General features: G+C 59.1%; 16 protein-coding genes and 6 tRNA genes. 10 read left to right on the top strand and 12 right to left on the bottom strand.

The annotated features are described in order from the left end of the window. Nucleotides 1–68: 68 nt before the first annotated feature. From AC0J6G_RS10405 to AC0J6G_RS10380, 6 genes are all read right to left on the bottom strand, one after another. Nucleotides 69–1145, bottom strand: a complete 1077-nt coding sequence (locus AC0J6G_RS10405) for an FUSC family protein (RefSeq protein ID WP_475247466.1) — start codon at nucleotides 1143–1145, stop codon at nucleotides 69–71. 3 nt (nucleotides 1146–1148) lie between these two features. Then, complete coding sequence (locus AC0J6G_RS10400) at nucleotides 1149–2480, bottom strand: deoxyguanosinetriphosphate triphosphohydrolase (protein WP_475247465.1); 1332 nt, start codon at nucleotides 2478–2480, stop codon at nucleotides 1149–1151. A gap of 76 nt (nucleotides 2481–2556) precedes the next feature. Then, nucleotides 2557–3720: an EAL domain-containing protein gene (locus AC0J6G_RS10395; protein WP_475247463.1), complete on the bottom strand. Its 1164-nt coding sequence runs from the start codon at nucleotides 3718–3720 to the stop codon at nucleotides 2557–2559. 74 nt (nucleotides 3721–3794) lie between these two features. Continuing rightward, the gene (locus tag AC0J6G_RS10390) at nucleotides 3795–4151 is read right to left on the bottom strand and encodes a hypothetical protein (RefSeq protein WP_475247461.1); all 357 of its coding nucleotides are present in this window, start codon (nucleotides 4149–4151) and stop codon (nucleotides 3795–3797) included. Next, nucleotides 4148–4531 carry a phage holin family protein gene (locus AC0J6G_RS10385; RefSeq protein ID WP_475247459.1) on the bottom strand — a complete coding sequence of 128 codons (384 nt, stop codon included), beginning with the start codon at nucleotides 4529–4531 and terminating at the stop codon, nucleotides 4148–4150. The genes AC0J6G_RS10390 and AC0J6G_RS10385 overlap by 4 nt, the downstream gene beginning before the upstream one ends. A gap of 11 nt (nucleotides 4532–4542) precedes the next feature. Beyond that, nucleotides 4543–4860 carry an ElaB/YgaM/YqjD family protein gene (locus AC0J6G_RS10380; protein WP_475247457.1) on the bottom strand — a complete coding sequence of 106 codons (318 nt, stop codon included), beginning with the start codon at nucleotides 4858–4860 and terminating at the stop codon, nucleotides 4543–4545. 377 nt (nucleotides 4861–5237) lie between these two features. On the opposite strand from AC0J6G_RS10380, the gene AC0J6G_RS10375 reads away from it, so the two are divergent. Beyond that, nucleotides 5238–6446, top strand: coding sequence for an ammonium transporter (locus AC0J6G_RS10375; protein ID WP_475247455.1), 1209 nt, complete (start codon nucleotides 5238–5240; stop codon nucleotides 6444–6446). Between the two features lie 78 nt (nucleotides 6447–6524). Here AC0J6G_RS10375 and AC0J6G_RS10370 read toward each other — a convergent pair whose 3' ends face one another. Beyond that, a complete protein-coding gene (locus AC0J6G_RS10370) occupies nucleotides 6525–7775 on the bottom strand; it encodes an OprD family porin (RefSeq protein WP_475247453.1) in 1251 nt (416 codons plus the stop codon). Between the two features lie 256 nt (nucleotides 7776–8031). Here AC0J6G_RS10370 and AC0J6G_RS10365 point away from each other — a divergent pair, with 256 nt between their 5' ends. The 3 genes from AC0J6G_RS10365 to AC0J6G_RS10355 are packed head-to-tail and all read left to right on the top strand — an operon-like array spanning nucleotide 8032 to nucleotide 10409. After that, nucleotides 8032–9186: a DUF5610 domain-containing protein gene (locus AC0J6G_RS10365; RefSeq protein WP_475247451.1), complete on the top strand. Its 1155-nt coding sequence runs from the start codon at nucleotides 8032–8034 to the stop codon at nucleotides 9184–9186. Between the two features lie 47 nt (nucleotides 9187–9233). Beyond that, entirely contained in the window at nucleotides 9234–9476 is a 243-nt protein-coding gene (locus AC0J6G_RS10360; RefSeq protein WP_475247449.1) for a glutaredoxin family protein, read from the top strand. Nucleotides 9477–9524: 48 nt separating this feature from the next. Further along, a complete protein-coding gene (locus AC0J6G_RS10355; RefSeq protein WP_475247447.1) occupies nucleotides 9525–10409 on the top strand; it encodes a chemotaxis protein CheW in 885 nt (294 codons plus the stop codon). 152 nt (nucleotides 10410–10561) lie between these two features. On the opposite strand, the gene AC0J6G_RS10350 is transcribed toward AC0J6G_RS10355, so the two are convergent. The 3 genes from AC0J6G_RS10350 to AC0J6G_RS10340 form a co-directional block, all read right to left on the bottom strand. After that, a tRNA-Pro gene (locus AC0J6G_RS10350) sits at nucleotides 10562–10638 on the bottom strand. A 9-nt stretch (nucleotides 10639–10647) separates the two neighbouring features. Next, nucleotides 10648–10723 (bottom strand) — tRNA-Asn (locus AC0J6G_RS10345). Between the two features lie 64 nt (nucleotides 10724–10787). Beyond that, a complete protein-coding gene (locus tag AC0J6G_RS10340) occupies nucleotides 10788–11984 on the bottom strand; it encodes an amino acid aminotransferase (RefSeq protein ID WP_475247445.1) in 1197 nt (398 codons plus the stop codon). Between the two features lie 187 nt (nucleotides 11985–12171). Between AC0J6G_RS10340 and uvrB the strand changes: the two genes are divergently transcribed. Continuing rightward, complete coding sequence (gene uvrB, locus AC0J6G_RS10335; RefSeq protein ID WP_475247443.1) at nucleotides 12172–14187, top strand: excinuclease ABC subunit UvrB; 2016 nt, start codon at nucleotides 12172–12174, stop codon at nucleotides 14185–14187. A gap of 76 nt (nucleotides 14188–14263) precedes the next feature. On the opposite strand, the gene AC0J6G_RS10330 is transcribed toward uvrB, so the two are convergent. Continuing rightward, nucleotides 14264–15160, bottom strand: a complete 897-nt coding sequence (locus AC0J6G_RS10330) for an EamA family transporter (protein ID WP_475247441.1) — start codon at nucleotides 15158–15160, stop codon at nucleotides 14264–14266. Nucleotides 15161–15400: 240 nt separating this feature from the next. Between AC0J6G_RS10330 and gltX the strand changes: the two genes are divergently transcribed. The 5 genes from gltX (at nucleotide 15401) to AC0J6G_RS10305 (ending at nucleotide 17510) form a co-directional block, all read left to right on the top strand. Continuing rightward, nucleotides 15401–16882: a glutamate--tRNA ligase gene (gene gltX, locus AC0J6G_RS10325; protein ID WP_475247439.1), complete on the top strand. Its 1482-nt coding sequence runs from the start codon at nucleotides 15401–15403 to the stop codon at nucleotides 16880–16882. A gap of 146 nt (nucleotides 16883–17028) precedes the next feature. Then, nucleotides 17029–17104, top strand: a tRNA-Ala gene (locus tag AC0J6G_RS10320). Between the two features lie 63 nt (nucleotides 17105–17167). Continuing rightward, a tRNA-Glu gene (locus AC0J6G_RS10315) sits at nucleotides 17168–17243 on the top strand. A 51-nt stretch (nucleotides 17244–17294) separates the two neighbouring features. Further along, nucleotides 17295–17370 (top strand) — tRNA-Ala (locus AC0J6G_RS10310). A gap of 64 nt (nucleotides 17371–17434) precedes the next feature. Continuing rightward, nucleotides 17435–17510: transfer RNA gene (locus AC0J6G_RS10305), tRNA-Glu, on the top strand. 200 nt (nucleotides 17511–17710) lie between these two features. Here the strand turns inward: AC0J6G_RS10305 and AC0J6G_RS10300 are convergent. After that, a complete protein-coding gene (locus tag AC0J6G_RS10300) occupies nucleotides 17711–19579 on the bottom strand; it encodes a sensor domain-containing diguanylate cyclase (RefSeq protein ID WP_475247437.1) in 1869 nt (622 codons plus the stop codon). Between the last annotated feature and the right edge of the window lie 43 nt (nucleotides 19580–19622).

The following is a 19622-nucleotide window of genomic DNA, read 5'->3' as shown; positions in this document are numbered from 1 at the left end:
CCTGCTGAGTACAGGGTCGCCCCGTGAGGGCGACAACTCAGGAGAATGCTGAAAGATACGGGGCTGGATTACTGATCGGTTTCGGTTTGCGGGTGTTTGCCTTGGGCGTGCTCGCTGCGGTTGTGAAGCAGCTGACGCAGCCCATGGGTGATCAGGGCAATCAGCACGGCCACCACCACGCCGATCAAGGCGTTGAGCAGACGAACCTCGGCCAGGTGCCAGTCTTGCGACAGGCTTTCGGCCAGCAGCACAAAACACACGGTGGTTTGCATCACATACAGGCCGTAATGGTTTGCCTGTACTGCGCGGCTGAGGGCTATCAACGGCAGCAACAGCATGACCATCAACGCGGGGCTCTGCACGCTGTGGCCGAGCAAAATCAGCAGCCCGGCAGCCGCTACCCCCGCGAGTATCGACTGCAGCGCGCGCACCAGGCTGCCCTGGAAATCCAACTGCAAAGTAGTCACCACGGTCAGCGTGAGCCAGTAGCCACGTTCCAGGCCCGCCAGGTTGACGATTAAGCCTGCCAGGGCAAATGCCACGGTACAGCTCAGCGCATGCAGCTGCCATTGCTGCTGTGGCAGCCGTTTGGCGTGGCGTTTGAGCACTTTGAAGATGCTGATAAAGCGCGGCATGTAAGGCCACATGCGCAGCCCGTGCATGCCGCGCAGGCCGAATGCCAGGAGCATTACCCAAAGCCCACCGAGAATAAACAGCATGGCGATGGCGTAAGGATTACCCAAGGTGCCCAAGCCCTGTTGGCCTTGGCCCATGCACAAACAAATGGCCAGACCGATGCCCAGCTTGCCGGCTTCACTGCCGAAACGTTGCAGCCACGCCAGCAAAAAGCCAAAGCAGGCGAACAGCCCCAGGCTCACCAGCGGGTGGCTGGCTGACCAGAACCCCAGGCCTGCACTGCAAGCCCCCAGCCCGCACAGCAGCAGCATGCGCAACATGCCAAAGCGGTGCAGCGGGTTGGCTTGAGCCGCCTGGAACGCGCCGACAGAGGCCCAAAGAAAACCGGGGTGAGCGCTGAACAGCCCCAGCAGCAAGGGCAGCGCACAGCCTAAGCCCGCCACCATCGCCGGCCCCCAGGCGGGAGGGCCCGCGTGCCAGCTAAAGGCTTGTCGTAGCAGTTGTTTCATGGGCTATACCGGGCTTGAGCGGCCGGTCATTTCCCGGGCCATTTCAGTTGCGTAGCTGTCAGTCATGCCCGCGATAAAGTCGATCATGCGCAGGAATGATTTATACAACGGCCAATCAGGATTTGGCGCGTTGTTGCCGAGCAGGTCGAGAATACGCCGGTTCTTGAAGGACGGCGTGCGCCCACCATGCTGCTCCAGCGCCGCGCCGCAAAAAGCGTTGAGCAGGATTTCCAGGGTGGTGTAGGCGCCGATCTCGTGCAGGGTTTTGCGCTTGTCCTGGAAGATTTTCTGCCGGGCCATGTCCTTGGCGCTCTGCACGCAGCGCTTGGCGGTGCCGTGCATATGCTCGACCAGATCGCCCTGCAAGGTGCCGGCGAGCAAGGCATCTTGCTGCTCAACAAAAGCCTCGGCGGCGGCATTGGTCAGGTGTTCGATGGCTTTGCCACGCAGAATCGCCAGCTTGCGCCGTTTGGAGTCATCCGGGCCGAGCTGGCGGTAGGTTTCCGGCAGGTCGTCGCCCACCAGGTCCAGCAGCAGCGACTCGACCTCGCCATACTCAAGCAGCTCCATTTCCAGGCCGTCTTCCAGGTCGATCAGGCCGTAGCAGATGTCATCCGCCGCTTCCATCAAGTACACCAGCGGGTGGCGCGCCCAGCGCTGTTCTTCCAGCTGTGGCAGGCCGAGTTTGCTGGCGATTTGCTCAAGCAGCGGCAGCTCGCTCTGGTAGCAGCCGAACTTGTGCTTCTTATAGCCTAGGGCTTCCGCGTGGCGGGCGGTCCAGGGGTATTTCAGGTAGGTGCCGAGGGTTGCGTAGGTCAGCCGGGTACCGCCGTCGAACTGATGGTATTCCAGTTGGGTGAGTACACGAAAGCCTTGGGCATTGCCCTCGAAACTGAGGAAGTCACCGCGCTCGGCCGCGCTCATTGAGTCCAGCCAGCCGCGCCCGGCGGCCTGCTGAAACCAGTGGCGGATGGCATCTTCACCGGAGTGGCCGAAGGGCGGGTTGCCAATGTCGTGGGCCAGGCAGGCGGACTGCACAACCATGCCCAAATCGCTGGGCTCACACCAATCGGGCAGGGCATCGCGAATCATCTCGCCAACGCGCATACCCAGGGAGCGGCCCACACAGCTGACTTCCAACGAGTGGGTCAGGCGGGTGTGGATATGGTCGTTGCTGGACACCGGGTGTACTTGGGTCTTGCGCCCCAAACGACGGAACGCCCCAGAGAAAATGATGCGGTCATGGTCTTTATGAAACGGGGTGCGGCCCAATTCGGCGACGCTGTGCGTCGGTTTGCCGAGTCGTTCACGGTTGAGCAGGGTTTGCCAATCCAAGATAAATCCTCGCCGTTACCTGGCTAATGTCGGCTAGCTTCGGGGTTCTATGCCGCTGATGCAAGGCGAGGCACCGTTAAAACCCGGCGGCATCAATATCGATCAGCAGCAGCCGTTTGCCGTTGTCGATAAATTGCCCGGCCGTCAGGCAATACTGGTTGGTGGTGGCATCACGGTAGGTGCTGGAGAGAATCAGCCGGCGGTCATCCCAGCCTTCAGCCAGCAGCTGGTAAAAATACGGCCGCCACGACCAATTGTGCCCAACGTAGCGCGCATCGCTGTGCCAGCCATGCCCACGCCACTCCAGGTTGGCCGTGAGCTGGGTGCCGTGGCGGTCACACTGGAAGATGCGCAGCAGCCAAGGATGGGCGTGCGGTTGCGGCAGCTGAGCAAGGTGGGAGCCGCCGTCGATCCAGCTTTTGAAGCTGTTCATCAGTTCACCCAGTTGCTGACGAAGGCTCATCAGGCACGCGCGTTCGGCGAGTTTTTGCTGCACATAATGATCACGCAATTGGGCAAAGCGTTTAACGAAGGTATCACTGCTGTAAAAAGCCTCTTCGGGCTTGGCAAACAGGTAGCCCTGCACATAGCGCGCCCCGCACTCCAGAGCAAAATTCAGCTCGGCCTCAGTTTCCACACCTTCGGCGATGATCCAGCAACCGGTCTTTTCCGCCATCTGCGCCAGGGCTTTAACGATCTCACTGCTTGGCCCGCCACGGGCAGCCTGTTGAAACAGGCGCATGTCCAGTTTGAGGATGTCCGGTTGCAGGGCCAGCACGCGGTCGAGCTGCGAGTAGCCGGCGCCGAAGTCGTCGATGGCAATGCGTGCGCCGGCTTGCCGATAGCGTTCCACCACGCCCGGCAGGCGCGTGCTGGCGCCACCCAGTTCGGTGATTTCAAAGACGATACGCGCCGGGTCGATGCCGCTGCGTTGCAGCTGTTTAAGGCTCGGCAGGGCTTGCTCGGGGCGCAGCCGGCTGATCCAGCGTGGGGAAATATTCAGGCTGAGGAACCAGTCCTGCGGCGCTTCATGGAAGCGCGTCAGGGCTTGTTCGCGCACCTGACGGTCGAGACGGCGCAAAGCGGTCGGTGGGGTTTTCGGGTCGCTGAACAAGGGGCCTGCGGAGTGCAGCTGGCCATCACCACTGCGCAGGCGCGCTAATGCTTCGACACCGGCAATGCGGCCGGTGGCGGTATCGATAAACGGTTGGAAAACAGCAAGGGGATAACCGTTGAACACTGCGCAGTTCCTTAGCCCGGCAAGACGCCCTAGCGGGCGACGTAGCCGGGTGACTAAGCAAGATCGTGGCCAGTTTAATCCCCTGTGCGGGGATCTTTGCTTGTGTCTGCCGATGTGTCCGAGTGTTGCGGTGGGTTGCGTCTTAGCAACGGAAAGGCGATCAGGGCGATGCGTAGCCAGCGTCGCCAATGGCCACGACGGATACCGACGGTGGCCATTAGCAGCGCACTGCCGGCGACCCAAAATGGAGCGTTACTATCGCCGAGTTCTTCACGCCAGTGATGGCGCCAGTAGTTTGCCTGGCGCAGGGGTTGCAGCATCACCAGGGTTTCGTGGCGCAGTTCTTGGCGGTGCATTTGCAGTCGCATGCGCAGCAGGGTTTTACGCAGCTCGCGGCGCGAGGCCTTGGCAGGTAGTTCAGGCAGGGTCATGGCAGCAGTTGCTCACGGTCACGGGCCAGTTCTTCAAGGCTGGCACTGAAAGGGGCAGGCGCATTGCGTACACGCTGTAACAGCGTGATCAGGGTGCCGAGCATGCCCAGCGCATAAAAAACGCACAGGCCGCTGATGACCAGCAGGCGATGTTCGTCCCAGAAGACAATCAACAGCGCTGCCGATGCGCCGATGATGAGCAGCAGGCCAAACAGCAGGCTCAAACTGGTGAGTACCAGCAGGCTGACTGTGTGGCTTTGCTGCTCTTTGAGTTCTTCACCAAACAGCGCAATGTGGCCCTGCAATAACCCCAGCAAGGCGCTGGCAAATCGCCGTGGCGAGTTGCCGCGACTTGGCGGGGTAGGCGGTGTTGCATCCATTGATGTTCTCTTTAACGGCGGGTAATCAGCATGCCCAGCAGCAGGCCGATAGCGGCAGCAATGCCGAGGGTTTGCCAGGGGTGAGTCTGTACATAGCCTTCGGTGGCTTCAATCGCCGCCTTGCCACGTGCATGCAGGGCCTCTTCAGCGCTATGCAGGGTGCCGCGCGCACGGCCCAGGCTGCTGCGAATCTGCTCACGCAGCTCCTCTGCCTGCTCGCCCGCGAGGCTGGCGGAGTGCTGCAGTAGGCTTTCGGTGTCGCGTACCAGTGCCTGGAATTCGTTAAGTAACTGATCTTGGCTGGACGAAGCTGGAATTTTACGGGCCATGGTGTCTCTCCTTATGACGTGAGCAGTGTAGGGGTTCTGAGTCGTGAGCGTATCAATGGTTCCGTTTTTCTTCGCTGCGCGGCGAGCGTGATGGCGGCTACGGCTGGTACAGCGCTTGCATTGTGCTGGTGCGCGCCCTTACGCGTACGCGCTCTTATGGGGCTGTACAAGGGTTGGCCAGGACGCCGTGGTGCATCAATAACTGACTAATAACTATGGAATAAGTACCTGGATGTCAGGTTTCGGCAGCGCTCATTTAGGGCAGTGCTAGGCCTGCAGCGAAAAGTGGACTGGGATAATTGCTGCTATCTGGTGCGCATTTATTCGTGTGTGACCCGCTTTGGTGCTTTTTCCCCGCGACGGAGTTTTCTTTGCAAATGGAAAACATCAACAGTGCTGTGGAAACCCTGATTCACGGCTCCAATACCCTGTTTATCCTGCTCGGTGCGGTGATGGTGCTGGCCATGCACGCCGGCTTTGCCTTCCTTGAAGTGGGGACGGTCAGGCAGAAGAATCAGGTCAACGCCTTGTCGAAGATCATTTCCGACTTTGCCGTGTCGGCCCTGGCCTATTTCTTTGTCGGCTATTGGATTGCCTACGGCGTGACCTTCCTTGAGCCGGCCAGTGTGCTGACTGAAGGCAATGGTTACGCGCTGGTGAAGTTCTTCTTCCTGCTGACCTTTGCAGCAGCCATCCCGGCGATCATTTCTGGCGGCATCGCCGAGCGCGCCAAGTTCGGCCCGCAGCTGTGTGCCACGGTGCTGATCGTGGCCTTTATCTACCCCTTCTTCGAGGGGATGATCTGGAACGGCAACTACGGCGTGCAGGCCTGGCTGGAGGCGCAGTTTGGCGCCACCTTCCATGACTTTGCCGGTTCGGTGGTGGTGCATGCGATGGGCGGCTGGCTGGCCTTTGGCGCGGTGATTTTGCTGGGGCGTCGTGATGGGCGTTACCGCGAGGGCCGTTTAGTGGCCTTTGCCCCGTCGAATATTCCGTTCTTGGCGCTGGGCTCGTGGATTCTGATTATCGGCTGGTTTGGCTTTAACGTGATGAGCGCACAAACCCTGGGCAGCGTCAGCGGCTTGGTGGCAGTCAACACCTTAATGGCGATGGTTGGCGGTACGGTGGCGGCGCTGCTTGTTGGTCGTAATGACCCAGGCTTTCTGCACAACGGTCCGCTGGCGGGACTGGTGGCGGTGTGTGCGGGTTCCGACCTGATGCACCCAGTCGGCGCTTTGATGACCGGGGCCATTGCCGGTGCACTGTTCGTGTGGGCGTTTACCGCCACGCAGGTGAAGTGGAAAATCGACGACGTGCTCGGCGTTTGGCCACTGCATGGCCTGTGCGGTGTGTGGGGCGGGATTGCGTGCGGCATCTTCGGTCAGCAGGCGCTGGGTGGTTTAGGCGGCGTTAGCCTGGCCAGCCAATTTATCGGCACCGCGCTGGGTGTGGTGGTGGCCTTGATCGGTGGCGTGCTGGTATACGGCGTGCTGAAAGCCACCGTGGGTATTCGCCTAAGTCAGGAGCAGGAGTACTACGGCGCCGACCTTTCGGTGCATAAGATTGGCGCGCTCAGCCAGGACTAGCCAGGACTAATAGTTACGCGGCAATGCAAAAGGCCCGGACAGTGTCCGGGCCTTTCTAGTTCAGCCGCTGAAAGGGTTTTACAGCAGCGGCAAGGTGTAGCTGACAATCAGGCGGTTTTCGTCGAGGTCGCCGATGCTGGCATTGGAGCGCACCATCGCATTACGCCAGCGGAACGCTAGATTTTTGAATGTCCCTGCCTGAACGGTGTAGCTGACGTCCAGGTCGCGTTCCCATTCCTTGCCATTTTGGCCACCCGCAACATCGAAGCCATCACCGGTGACGTAGCGCACAAACGCGGTCAGGCCTGGCAAACCATAGGTGGCAAAGTTGACGTCATAGCGCGCCTGCCAGGAGGTTTCATCCGCGCGGGTGAAGTCGAGAATTTGCAGGTAGCTGGCAATGGCCGGGTCGGTTTCGTTCAGGAACGGGAAGGGGTTATCGCCGTTGCTGTCCTGGTAGCCCAAGCGGAAAGTATGCGCACCAATACCCGCTGAAAGCATCAGCGAGGTGAGGTCGTTATCAATCGTACCGGCTAGGTTGCGGCCGTTTTCCGATGAGTCGAAGTACGCCAGGTTGGCGCCCAGCTTCCAGTCGCCAATGGGCTGGGTATGGATCAGGTTGTACATCTTTTGGTCGTAGACATCTTGTAACTCGCCGTACCACAGACCTGCCGTGGTGTTGCCTGAGTTGAATAGGTAGGTGCCGCCGCCAAAGTTGTAACGGTCGCTGACGACACCCGCGTAGTTAGTGGCGCTGATATCTTCGCTGTTAGTCGAGTTACGGAAGTTGGTTTTTCGCAACTGACCGCCATTAAGCGTCAAGCCTTCGATTTCCTGCGAGGTGATCATGGCGCCTTCGAATACCTGAGGCAGCAGGCGTGAATCACCGGAAGAGACGATCGGCAGCTTAGGCATCAAGCCGCCCACTTTGAGTACGGTATTGGACAGTTTGGCTTTGACGGCCGCAGTGGCTTCGCCGAAGCTATCGGGGCCCTCATTCCCAAAACTGTTGGGCAGCAGGTTGGTGCCGGCGCGCGCATCAGATGAGTCGAGCTTTAGCCCCACCCCAGCATAGGCATCCAAGCCAAAACCCACTGTGCCTTCGGTGAAGCCCGACTCAGCCTTGAACAGAAAACCCTGCGCCCATTCTTCGCGCTTGGATTGCTGAATAGCGGTGCTGTTGCGCAGATCGCGGTTCATGTAGAAATTGCGCGCTTCAAGGCTGGCTTTGCTGTCCTTGATAAATTCAGCCTGGGCCAGTGAAGGCAGGGTAAGGCTGGTGCCCAGTGCGGCGAGTGCCACAGCGCGGGCGAGGTGAGATTGAGTCATTATTATTAGCTCCTCATGTGTGCGGGTCGGCTTGTTGCCGATCTATTACATCGGGGCGCAATAAAACATAGGACGGCCAGAGGCAGCCTTTAGACTTTGGTCTGCTGTCCCGGCTTGATGTGGCTGGGCTTACGCGTGTTGGCGTTGCAGCCGCTCTAGCCGGCTGGCCTTGCCATTGATCGGACAGCCTAGTGCCGAGCTAAAGTTTCATGCCACGCAGCCGCCAACCTGACATACACCGCCTCGGAACTTTGCCATGAACCCCCTGGCCGCAAACTTATCCTCTGCTTCACGCCTGTCTTCCGCTACTGCTCAGGCTGCTACGCGCAATGCGCCTGATGCCCAAGCAACGCTGGCGAATCGCTTGGCTGAGCGTCTTGGTCTTGAGCCCGGCGCTCTGGCCGGAAAGGCGAATGACTACTCCCCGGAGAAAGTCGCCGAGCGCATTCTTGGGTTTATCGAGCAACGCCTTCAAAGCGAACAAGCGGCAGGCGCTGATCCCGACAAACTGAAAAAGCTACTTGATCAAGCCCGTGATGGGGTCGAAAAAGGTTTTGCCGAAGCGCGCAAGATTCTTGATGGCATGGGCGTGCTGCAAGGCAAGGTGGCGAGCGATATCGACGACACCTACCAGAAAATCCAAGATGGTTTCAGTGGCCTGGATAAACGCTTTAATCCGGACGCAGCCTTGGTTGAGGGTTCAACCAATATTGCTGCCTACAGCGAGCGCTTTAGCGCTCAGGCAGAAACCTTCGAAATGTCGGTCACCACTCGTGATGGCGATCGCCTGCGTATATCCATCGCCCAGGCCTCGGCTAACTGGTCGCAAAGTGGCGTTGTCGCCAGCAGCAATGGCAACGGCAGCTCGGTCGTTGCCAGCAGCCAGTCGGGCAGCGTGCAGATCGGCGCTTGGCAGGTCAGTGTCGAAGGCGAACTGGATGATGAAGAGCGCGCCGCGCTAGAGAAGCTCTTCGGCCAGGTGCAGGATCTTTCCAATAAATTCTATGCCGGTGATATGTCAGGGGCCTTCGATCGCGCCATGGCACTGGAGCTAGATGGCGAGCAATTGGCCTCGATGTCTTTGCGTCTCACGCAAACCACCGTACGCCAGGCTACCGATGCTTATAGTGCCGTCGCGCAAGACGGTGGCCAGGCCGCTAGTGCAGTCAACGGTTCGCTGATTGAGTACGCCCAAGGATTGCTTGAAGCCTTGCGCAGCGCTAACGAGCTGGTTGAGGAGGGCGGTGCCAAGTCCAGCCTGCTGGATCTGCTCAAAGGTGGTTTCTCGCTGGATGAGCGTTTCGACAGTGCGCGCCTGGACAAGGCGCAACAGCTCAACAGTCGCTTACTCGATGGGCTGCAAAACCTGCTTAGCCCCGCCCTAGAGAGCGGTAAGTCCGCAGGCGTCTAGGGCTTGGGCGGTGTTAAACTGCACCACCCGTCGTCCGAGGTGCGCAGATGCTCCCTGAATGCCAATTGTTCGGAACCCTAGGCTGCCACCTCTGTGAGGTGGCGGAAGCGTTGCTAATGCCATTTGTCGAGAATGGCCTGCTGGTCGAGTTGGTCGATATTGCCGAGCATGAACATTGGGTGGAGGACTACGGTCTGCGTATTCCAGTGCTGCGGCGCAGCGATAGCGGGGCCGAGTTGAACTGGCCATTCGATGCGGAGCAAATTGCTAACTTCCTGCGTAGCGCCTGACGTTTAATGGGCGTGTGCGGGTCAATGCGTTATTGAAGGAAAAGATTGATGAGCGTGGTGCACGGAGACGCCTTGTCGCTGCTGCTGTTTCGTTTGCACAGTGGTCGCCTGCTGGGGATTAACCTGCTCAAAGTGCAGGAAATTATTCCCTGCCCGGCGCTGACCAAATTACCCAGCCGCCATCCGCATGTGCGTGGTGTGACCACCTTGCGAGGGTCGGCTTTGACGGTGATTGATCTGTCCAAAGCCATTGGTGAGCAAGGTGTGCCGGGTAATAACGACGGCTGCCTGATCGTCACCGAGCTCAGTCGCTCGCGACAGGGTCTGCATGTGCAAAGCGTAGAGCGCATTGTGCAGTGCTACACCCGCGATGTAAGGCCGCCGCCTGCTGGCGCTGGCAGTAAAGCGTTCATCACCGGCGTAACGCAGATTGACGGCAAGATTGTGCAGATCCTCGACATCGAGAAAGTGCTGCACGAGCTGGCCCCTGCGATTGTTGAGGAACTTGACGAGCAACTGCTGTCAGAGAGTGAGCGTGCGTTGCTCAGAGGCCGCCGCGTGCTGGTGGTGGATGACTCCCACGTGGCGTTGCACCAGACCATGATTACCCTGCGCAAGCTGGAGCTGGATTGCCAGATGGTGCGCAGCGCTGCTGACGCGCTCGTGCTCCTGCAGGCTCAATATGATGCCGGGATGCCCATTGAGGTGCTGGTGTCGGACATCGAAATGCCGGAAATGGACGGCTACGACTTGGTACGTACCCTGCGCCAAAAGCCGGATATCGGGCAAATCTATGTGCTGCTGCACACCTCGCTCGACAGCACCATGAACACCGAAAAAGCCAAAGCGGTCGGCGCCAATGATGTACTGACCAAATTCTCCATCGTCGACCTGAGCAAGTCGCTGGTGCGCGCGTTCGAGAGCCTGCAATAGCGTTCACTCGCGGAAAATAGCCAATAAAAAACCCGCACTAGGCGGGTTTTTTATTTTCAAGCGGGCTTGAAGGTGTGGGTATTGCGAGTGTCAGCTTGCGGCTAATTGCTTGAAAACCAATTACTCTGCTGGCTGAGCTAACGACCCAAAAATGGTCGGGGTAGGGGGATTCGAACTCCCGACATCCTGCTCCCAAAGCAGGCGCGCTACCGGACTGCGCTATACCCCGATGAACTACTGGCTCCGCGACCTGGACTCGAACCAGGGACCCAATGATTAACAGTCATTTGCTCTACCGACTGAGCTATCGCGGAACATTTGCGCGTATCCTACTGATTAGAAAGGGGAAGTCAAGCCCTGATCGACTTCCCTTGCGCGTCAGAGGACGGCTGCAATCGCCTGAGTAACAGCAGGCAGGTTGCGCTGGTTGAGTGCGGCGACGCAGATACGCCCTGTGCCGACGGCATAAATGCCGAATTCGTTGCGCAGGCGTTCTACCTGTTCGGTGGTGAGGCCGGAATAAGAGAACATGCCGCGTTGTTGCGCCACAAAGCTAAAGTCGCGCTTGGCGCCCAAGGCCGTCAGCTGCTCGACCATGGCCATGCGCATGCCGCGAATGCGCTCACGCATTTCACCCAGCTCGGCTTCCCACATGGCGCGCAGCTCAGGGCTGTTGAGCACGGTGGCTACTACGCTGGCACCGTGAGTCGGCGGGTTGGAGTAGTTGGTGCGGATCACGCGCTTAACCTGCGACAGCACGCGACCGGTTTCTTCTTGCGAACCGGTAACGATGGACAATGCGCCCACACGTTCGCCGTACAAGGAAAACGACTTAGAGAACGAACTGGAGACGAAGAAGGTCAGATCGGACTCAGCGAACAGGCGCACGGCCTCGGCATCCTGCTCGATGCCATCGCCAAAGCCCTGGTAGGCGATGTCGAGGAAGGGCACGTGCTCGCGTTCACGAAGGATTTCCAGCACGGCTTTCCAGTCGTCCAGCGTCAGGTCGACACCGGTCGGGTTGTGGCAGCAAGCATGCAGCACCACGATGGAGCGCACCGGCAGATTTTTCAGGTCTTCGAGCAGGCCGCCACGGTTAACTCCGTTGCTGAACGCATCGTAATAGCGGTAGTTACGTACCGGGAAACCAGCCGCCTCAAACAGGGCGCGATGGTTTTCCCAGCTTGGGTCGCTGATGGCTACGGTGGCATCAGGCAGCAAGCGCTTGAGGAAGTCTGCACCCACTTTCAGTGCGCCCGTGCCGCCAATGGCTTGGGTGGTGATCACGCGGCCTTGCTCCAGCAATGGCGAACCCTTGCCGAAAAGCATGGTCTGTACGGCTTGGTCGTACGCGGCAATGCCTTCGATCGGCAAGTAACCACGGGGCGCATGCGCGGCCGTCAGGATGGTTTCTGCTTCGGCGACGGCGCGCAGTAACGGTATGCGCCCCTCTTCGGTGGTGTAAACACCGACGCCCAGATTGACCTTGGTGGTGCGAGGGTCGGCGTTAAATGCTTCGTTGAGGCCCAGGATTGGGTCGCGCGGCGCCATTTCGACGGCAGAGAACAGGCTCATGGGATGCGGCAACTCGAAGAGGAAGGTAAGTATCAAGCAACACCCCGCTACGACTGGGGCTAGGGGTTGCGTAAGTGGCCCGGTAGTATAACGGGCCATAACGCGTGTCGCGACAGCGCGAGCACGCATTTCAGCAGTTATGACGTAGGCGTTTAGATCGCGTCACAGCCGCTTGTCGAGGTCAGTCATGTCCGAGTTTCAATTGGTCACCCGTTTCCAGCCGGCCGGCGATCAGCCTGAAGCCATTCGGCAGATGGTCGAAGGCCTGGAGGCTGGCTTGTCTCACCAGACCTTGCTGGGCGTAACGGGCTCGGGCAAGACTTTTTCCATCGCCAATGTGATCGCCCAGATCCAGCGGCCAACCTTGGTGCTGGCGCCGAACAAGACCCTGGCGGCGCAGCTGTATGGCGAGTTCAAGAGCTTCTTCCCGAACAACGCGGTGGAGTATTTCGTTTCCTATTACGACTACTACCAGCCGGAAGCCTATGTGCCGTCCTCGGATACCTTTATCGAGAAGGACGCCTCAATCAACGATCACATCGAGCAGATGCGCCTGTCGGCGACCAAGGCGCTGCTGGAGCGGCCAGATGCGATCATCGTCACTACGGTGTCGTGCATCTATGGTTTGGGTAGCCCCGAGAGCTACCTGAAGATGGTGTTGCACGTCGACCGTGGCGACAAAATGGACCAGCGCGCGCTGCTGCGCCGCCTGGCTGACCTGCAATACACGCGCAATGACATGGACTTCGCCCGCTCCACCTTCCGTGTGCGTGGTGATGTGATCGATATCTTCCCGGCCGAGTCGGACTTGGAAGCCATTCGCATCGAGCTGTTCGATGATGAAGTGGAAAGCATCTCGGCTTTCGATCCGCTGACGGGCGAGGTGATCCGCAAGCTGCCACGCTTCACCTTCTACCCCAAGAGCCACTACGTCACCCCACGCGAAGTGCTGCTGGAAGCGGTGGAGAAGATCAAGGTCGAATTGGTCGAGCGCCTGGAGTACCTGCGTAGCAATAACAAGTTGGTCGAAGCTCAGCGCCTGGAGCAGCGTACCCGCTTTGATCTGGAGATGATCATTGAGCTGGGTTATTGCAACGGCATCGAAAACTACTCGCGCTACCTCTCGGGGCGTGATTCTGGCCAGCCGCCACCGACGTTGTATGACTACTTGCCGGACGAAGCGCTGCTGGTGATCGATGAATCCCACGTCTCAGTGCCGCAAGTGGGCGCGATGTACAAAGGTGACCGTTCGCGCAAAGAAACCCTGGTCGAATACGGCTTTCGCCTGCCCTCGGCGCTGGATAACCGGCCGATGAAATTTGAAGAGTGGGAGGCCGCCAGCCCACAGACCATCTTCGTTTCCGCGACGCCTGGCAATTACGAAGCCGAGCATGCCGGGCGGGTGATTGAACAAGTGGTGCGGCCGACTGGCTTGGTCGACCCGCAGATCGAAGTGCGTCCGGCGTTGACCCAGGTCGATGACCTGCTCTCGGAAATTCACAAACGCGTGGCCATCGAGGAGCGCGTGCTGGTGACCACCCTGACCAAGCGCATGGCCGAGGATTTGACCGATTACCTGGCTGATCACGGCGTCAAGGTGCGTTACCTGCACTCGGACATCGACACCGTGGAGCGGGTGGAGATCATCCGCGATCTGCGCATTGGTGCCTTTGATGTGTTGGTGGGCATCAACCTGCTGCGCGAAGGCCTGGATATGCCGGAGGTGTCGCTGGTGGCAATTCTCGATGCGGACAAAGAGGGTTTCCTGCGCAGCGAGCGTTCGCTGATCCAGACCATCGGCCGCGCTGCGCGTAACCTCAATGGTCGCGCCATTTTGTATGCCGACCGCATGACGGGTTCGATGGAGCGGGCCATTGGCGAAACGGAGCGCCGGCGTGACAAGCAGATTGCCTTCAACCTGGCAAATGGCATCACCCCTAAAGGCGTGTTCAAAGACGTTAAGGACATTCTCGAAGGCGCCGTTGTGCCGGGTGCGCGTAGCAAGAAGCGCAAGGGCATGGCCCAGGCCGCGGAAGAAAGCGCGCGTTATGAGAACGAGCTGCGCTCGCCGAGCGAGATCACCAAACGCATTCGCCAGCTCGAAGAAAAAATGTATGCCCTGGCCCGCGATCTGGAGTTCGAAGCCGCGGCACAGCTGCGTGACGATATTCAAAAACTGCGTGATCGACTGCTGCAGGTTTGATCGAACGAGTGTGGGGGGCTTTAGCCGCGACAGGGTTTTTCTTTGATCGCGGCTAAAGCCCTCTCACACATACTGTTTAGCGCCTACCGAAAATAATCAGCATCACCCCACCGAGGGTGATCCCGCAGGCCAGCAGAGCCATCAGGCTGAGTCGTTCACCGAGCAGCAGGTAGCCCAGCAGCAACGCCACCACCGGATTAACGAAGGCAAAGGTCGACACCAGGCTCGGCCGCACCTCGCGCAGCAACCAGAAATATGCCGGGTACACGCCCAGGCTCACCGGCAGCACCAGATACGCCAACCATAACCAGGCATTGCTGCTGATGGCGCGCAGGTCGAGTGCTTGCCAATCGCCATGCCATAGGCCGAGCAGTGCCAGCAGCAACGCGCCGATCAGCATTTGCAGGCTCAGCCCTAGCCAGCTGGAGCGGAACGGTGGCCGTTGGCGCATCAGCCAGGCGCCAACAGCCCACAGCAGCGTGGCAAATACCACCAGCAGCCCAGCGAACCACTGCTCGATGGACGCGCTGTGGTCCAGCGCGTTATTCATCAGCAGCACAATGCCCGCGCAGGCCAGTGCCAGGCCGCTCATCACCCACAGCGGCGGGCGCTCGCCGAGCAGCCATTCCAGCGCCACGCTCCACAGCGGCAGGGTGGTGTAGAGCATCGCCAGCATGCCTGTCGGTAAATACTGGTTGGCGTAGATCAGCGCGCCCTGGCCCACCGCAATCAAGGCCAGGCTGCCAATCAGTACGCCGCCCCAATCACTACGCTGCATGCGCAGCTGGCCGCTGAGTACCACCCAGGCCAGGGCGAGCAGGCCGGCAATCGAGAAGCGCAGGCTGCCGATGACAAAGGGCGGCACTTCCAGCAGAAGAAAGTGGTTGGCCAGGTAGGTGGTGCCCCAGCCGATATAAATAGTGGCAAAGGCGACGATCAGCAGCAGGCTGCGGGTGCGTGATGGCGTGGACATGGCGATCTGATTTGACGAGTCGGCAGGGGGCGGAAAGAGCTGCAGGACCCGCCGTAGAGGGCGTCAGTCTAAGCGGGCTGGCGTTGTTGTCCAACCTGCTGCGCACTACAAGACAACGTCTTAACCCGCCACAGGCGCTGACACAGCTGAAATAGCCGCGCTGGCTGGAGCCGTTGGCGGCCAGCCTGTTAATATCGCGGCCTTGAAAGATTGCCCGTTGCACATTCTCTGAGAGCCGCCATGACCACCGTTCGTACCCGTATCGCGCCGTCGCCCACTGGTGATCCGCACGTAGGCACCGCCTATATCGCCCTGTTTAACCTGTGCTTTGCCCGTCAGCACGGTGGCGAATTTATCCTGCGTATCGAAGATACCGATCAGGTGCGTTCGACCCGCGAGTCGGAACAACAGATCTACGATGCCCTGCGCTGGTTGGGCATCGAGTGGAGCGAGGGCCCGGACGTCGGCGGCCCACACGGTCCGTATCGGCAGAGTGAGCGCGGCCCTATTTATCAAAAATACAGTGCTGAGCTGGTGGAGAAGGGCCATGCCTTCCACTGCTTCTGCAGCGCCGAGCGCCTGGATAAAGTCCGCGCTGAGCAGACAGAAGCCAAGCAAACGCCGCGTTACGACGGCCATTGTATGAACCTGTCGGCTGCCGAGGTGCAGCAGCGCTTGGCCGCCGGTGAGCCGAACGTGGTGCGCATGAAGGTGCCGACTGACGGCGTGTGCGTGGTGCCAGACATGCTGCGTGGCGACGTGGAGATCCCGTGGGATCGCATGGACATGCAGGTGCTGATGAAGACCGATGGCCTGCCCACTTACTTCCTGGCCAACGTGGTCGATGACCACCTGATGGGCATCACCCACGTGCTGCGCGGCGAAGAATGGCTGCCGTCAGCACCCAAGCTGATTTTGCTTTATGAATACTTCGGCTGGGACAAGCCGCAGCTGTGCTACATGCCGCTGCTGCGCAACCCGGACAAAAGCAAGCTGTCCAAGCGTAAGAACCCGACTTCGATCACTTTCTACGAGCGCATGGGCTTCTTGCCCCAGGCAATGCTCAACTACCTTGGGCGTATGGGCTGGTCGATGCCGGATGAGCGCGAGAAGTTCAGCCTCGACGAGATGGTTGAGCACTTCGATATCAATCGGGTTTCCTTGGGCGGGCCGATCTTCGATCTGGAGAAGCTATCCTGGCTCAACGGCCAGTGGATGCGCGAACTGAGCGTCGAAGAATTCGCCGCTGGCGCGCAGAAGTGGGCATTCAACAGCGACTACCTGATGCAGATCGCCCCGCATGTGCAGGGCAGGGTGGAAACCTTCAGCCAGATCGCGCCATTAGCCAGTTTCTTCTTCGCTGGCGGCGTGGCGCCAGATGCCGCGCTGTTCGCGCACAAGAAGCTCTCGGCTGAGCAGGTGCGTCAGCTGATGCAGCTGATTCTGTGGAAGCTCGAAGCGCTGCGCCAGTGGGAAAAAGACAAGATCACTGGCTGCATTCAGGCCGTGGTTGAACACCTGGAGCTGAAACTGCGTGACGCCATGCCGCTGATGTTTGCCGCGATTACAGGCCAGGCCAGTTCGGTGTCGGTGCTCGATGCCATGGAAATCCTGGGCCCGGACCTGACACGTTTCCGTCTGCGTCAGGCCGTCGAGCTGCTTGGCGGCGTGTCGAAGAAAGAGAACAAAGAGTGGGAGAAGCTCTTGGTGGCTATCTCCTAAGCAGCTACTTGCCCCGCCCGATCGTGATTAATGCGTGTCGGGGTGGGGTAAGTGGTTGTTCTGTCAGCATAAAGAATAAGCATGTGGGTGAAAATTTTGTTGACAGGTGAGGGGCGTGCTCTTAACATGCGCCCCGTCCTTGAGATGGGGCTATAGCTCAGCTGGGAGAGCGCTTGCATGGCATGCAAGAGGTCAACGGTTCGATCCCGTTTAGCTCCACCATCTTCAAAGCCGAAAGGCTTGCCACAACTAGCTCTTGTAGCTGGTTGGTTGTAGAAGGGTTACGTCCCCTTCGTCTAGTGGCCTAGGACACCGCCCTTTCACGGCGGTAACAGGGGTTCGAGTCCCCTAGGGGACGCCAGTATTAAAAAGCAGTGCCGGTTTGGGCTGTGAGCCGAGAGGCGATAAATCTGGGGGTATAGCTCAGCTGGGAGAGCGCTTGCATGGCATGCAAGAGGTCAACGGTTCGATCCCGTTTATCTCCACCAATTTTGCAGTCGTAACAACTGCCACGGGGCCAGCGTAAAGCTGGCCTTGTTCTTCGAAGGTTTCGTCCCCTTCGTCTAGTGGCCTAGGACACCGCCCTTTCACGGCGGTAACAGGGGTTCGAGTCCCCTAGGGGACGCCATTTTTCCCGTTTTGCGGGATTTTGAAGGGTCATTCTTAATTGAATGGCCCTTTTGTTTTTCTAGCGCCTGATAAGTCTTACGACGAAAAATGCGTTGCGTTTGGCGCGTGTTCAATTCCCTGCGCCGCTCGATTGCCTCTGCCGCTTTATAAGCGCTCGTTTCGTTCATAGCACTGCAAGCCGCGATGCAACGGCGCTTTTTAGTTTAAGGCGTCATCCAGCGCACTGCTTTCCTGGCCAATTACTTGGTTGCGCCCAGCGGCTTTGGCCCGGTAAAGCGCTTGGTCGGCTTGCTGCAGCAGGTGCTCGCGACTGCTCTTGGCGTTTGGAATCTGCGCATAAACACCAATGCTCAGGCTGAGGCTGATGCTCAGCCCCTGGTGAAGGCACGGATGCGTGGCCAGGTCGTCACGTAACTGCTCAGCCAGGTCCATCGCCCCGAGTAGGTCAGTGTCACAGAGCACCACTGCAAACTCTTCACCGCCAAAACGAACCAGTAGGTCGTTGCTGCGCATGCGCTGCAGCATGCGCTGGGCGGCATGGTGAAGGCAGGCGTCGCCAACCAAGTGGCCGTATTGATCGTTGACCCGTTTAAAGTGATCCAGGTCCATCATCAACACGGCGATTGGCTGCCGGCTGCGCCTGGCTTGCGCGAGCATGCGCTCCAGTTCTTCGTTGAGCACCTGGCGATTGAACAGGCCGGTCAGGTTGTCCCGGCGGCTCAGTTCGGCCAGTTGTTGGTTGGCGGTTGAGAGTTCTTCGAGGGCATGTTCCAGCGAAGACGTGCGTTCCTGTACGCGCGCTTCCAGCCCTTCATTGATCTCTCGTTGCAAGCCTAGGCTTTTGGCTTGCTCCATGCGCAGTTGGTGCTCTTTGGTGAACAGGCGTACCTGAGCCAGTTGGTAATCGTTCTGGGCCTGGCGAATACGTGAGCCGAGGGCAATCGAGAAAATCACCAGTTCGATCAGGCTGCCGATCTGCTGGGCGTGCAGGGTCAGCAGTGAATTGGCAATCACCCCGGTGCCGCTGAGCACGCTAAACAGGCTGGCGAAAATCAGTACAAACCAGCCCAAGGCAAACAGCTTGGCTTGGGCATATCCCGCGCGCCAGCGCAGCGCGGTGATGATGCAGCCGGCAATCGCGCAGGCTATCAACAGTGCAAAACTGCCGAAGAGCGCCACTTGGTAAGGCGCCGTCAGCGCCAGGGCCATTACCAGCAGGCTGCAACCCAGTAGGGTGCGAGTGGTCCAGGTATAGGCTGGGTGTTGGCTCTTGAGATCGAGAATGCCGTAGGTGAAATAGATGCCGAACAGGGTCGCCAGGGCTGAGCTGAAGGGGAAGCTCAGCTGGTGCCAGGCCAGTGCGTTTGGCCAAAGCCACTGGAAGGCAAACCCCAGCTGAATAAATTGATAGAAACTGAAGCTGGCGACAAACAGGCTGTACCAGAGGTAGTTGCGATCACGGGTGATGCTGAAGATCGATAGGTTGTAGATCATCATCACCAGCAGGGCACCAAAAAATAACCCTTGCAGCATGAGCATGCGCTGTTCGTGATGATTGAAGGCTTCTGCGCTCATCAAGCTGGCGCTGAGATTGGCAGCGCCTTCGGTTTGCATGCGCAGTATGAGTTCGCGCTCCTCCCCGGCGGCCAGGCTAAACGGCAGCACCAGTTGGCGGTTATCGACCCAGCGCTGGTGAAAGGGGCGCTGATCACCGGCTTTATAAACGCGCTCGCCGTCTAGTCCGTAAGCATCCAGCCGGTCCAGCAGCGGGTTGCCGATCAACAGGACCCAGTTGATCGCCTCATTGGTAGGGTTTTGAAGGGAGATGCGCAGCCAGTAGGCGTATTGGCTGTAGCCGAAGCTGGCATCGCGACGCGCCACCGGTTGCCAGGCGGACTCTGGCAGTTGGCGTACCGTGTGAATATCTGCTGTGCCCTCAGGGTCGACCCAGACTTGCATGCTGGGGCCTGCCAGCAGCGGCGCATTGCTGGCAATCAGGGGCAGGCTTTTGGCCTGAACCAGCGTCGGCAGCAGCACCACTAAGAGGACACGCAGTAACAAAGTCAAAACAGGTTTCTCATGGCAAGAACGTTAGCTACGTCTGCAAAAG

The organism is Pseudomonas sp. TS_SC_3 (assembly GCF_056156225.1).
This window is presented reverse-complemented; position numbering and strand designations above follow the sequence as displayed.